General features: G+C 45.1%; 2 protein-coding genes. Both read left to right on the forward strand.

Annotation, left to right across the window (positions count from 1 at the left end; genetic code table 11):
* Positions 1-669: UDP-N-acetylmuramate dehydrogenase (gene murB / locus R7070_RS25275; protein ID WP_318141399.1), on the forward strand; the 669-nt coding region annotated here is incomplete at its 5' end.
* Positions 666-1,395 (forward strand): bifunctional biotin--[acetyl-CoA-carboxylase] ligase/biotin operon repressor BirA (gene birA / locus R7070_RS25280; RefSeq protein WP_318141400.1); only part of this gene is annotated, 730 nt, incomplete at its 3' end. The genes murB and birA, both read left to right, overlap by 4 nt.

The following is a 1,395-nucleotide window of genomic DNA, read 5'->3' on the forward strand; positions in this document are numbered from 1 at the left end:
ATCGGCGCATACGGGGTTGAACTAAAAGATCTTTGTAGCTACGTCGATATATTGGGTTTGGCGACTTTAAACACGAGGCGGATGAGTGCGGAAGACTGCGAATTTGGGTACCGAGATTCAGTTTTCAAACATGATCTATATGAAAAATGCTTTGTCACAGCCATTGGCTTGAAGCTGCCGAAGCGATGGACGCCGAAGAATCAATATGGGCCGTTACAAAACATCCCTGAAAACGAATTAAGTCCAAATGCAATATTTGAACGTGTGTGCCAAGTTCGTATGGAGAAACTGCCAGACCCAGCTAAAGTCGGTAACGCAGGGAGTTTCTTTAAAAACCCTGTGATCAGCCAAGATCATTATGATCAACTCATTCGAAAGCATAGCGACATGGTGGCTTACCCTGCAAACGAGGGAATGAAAGTGGCAGCCGGTTGGCTGATTGACCAGTGTGGTTTGAAAGGTATTTCAGTCAACGGTGCTCAGGTGAACCCTTTACAAGCGTTGGTATTAACAAATGTCGACAACTGCAGTGCTGATGACGTGGTTGCACTTGCTTCTCTGGTGAAAAAGGCGGTGTGGGATAAGTACCAAATTGAACTCGAACACGAAGTGCGCTTTATGAATCGTCAAGGTGAAACTAATCTCGCTAAGATTGAGGCGGCTCAATGAGAAAAGAACACTCAGTGAAGCTACATATCCTTAAAACACTTAGCGATGGCGGTTTTCATTCAGGTGAAATGCTTGGACAACAACTGGGCATTTCTAGAGCGGCAATTGCAAAGCACATTAAAGGGTTGAATGATTGGGGAGTGGATATTTATCGTATCCAAGGACGAGGCTATCAACTGGCTCATCCTCTTCAACTATTCGATGAAACTCGTCTGAAAAATGCCATTAGCACTCCGGTAGAACTGATTTCCGTGATCGATTCAACGAATCAATATTTGTTAGAGAAAGTCAGTGAATCCGATAAAGGGCGAGTTTGTATCGCTGAATATCAGGCGCAGGGGCGCGGTCGTCGCGGACGTCAATGGATATCGCCATTTGGCACCAATCTGTATTTGTCTATGTACTGGCGTTTGGATGCGGGCATGGCGGCAGCGATGGGATTGAGTTTGGTTGTCGGTATTGCCGCTGTTGAAGCCATAGAAAGTATGGGTATTCAAGGTGTGAAATTGAAGTGGCCCAACGATATTTATTATCAAGACAAAAAGCTCGCCGGTATTTTGGTTGAGATGTCTGGTCAAGCAGGAGGCGCAGCTCACTTAGTGATTGGAATGGGATTAAATATTGGCATGCCTGATGTGCAGCCCGGTATTGATCAACCTTGGACAACACTCAACCAAATTTCCAATGAAGTGAGTATCGATAGAACTCAATTGGCGATACGTCTTA

The organism is Vibrio sp. 1557 (genome assembly GCF_033340175.1).
In the GTDB taxonomy this organism is placed as follows: domain Bacteria; phylum Pseudomonadota; class Gammaproteobacteria; order Enterobacterales; family Vibrionaceae; genus Vibrio; species Vibrio alginolyticus.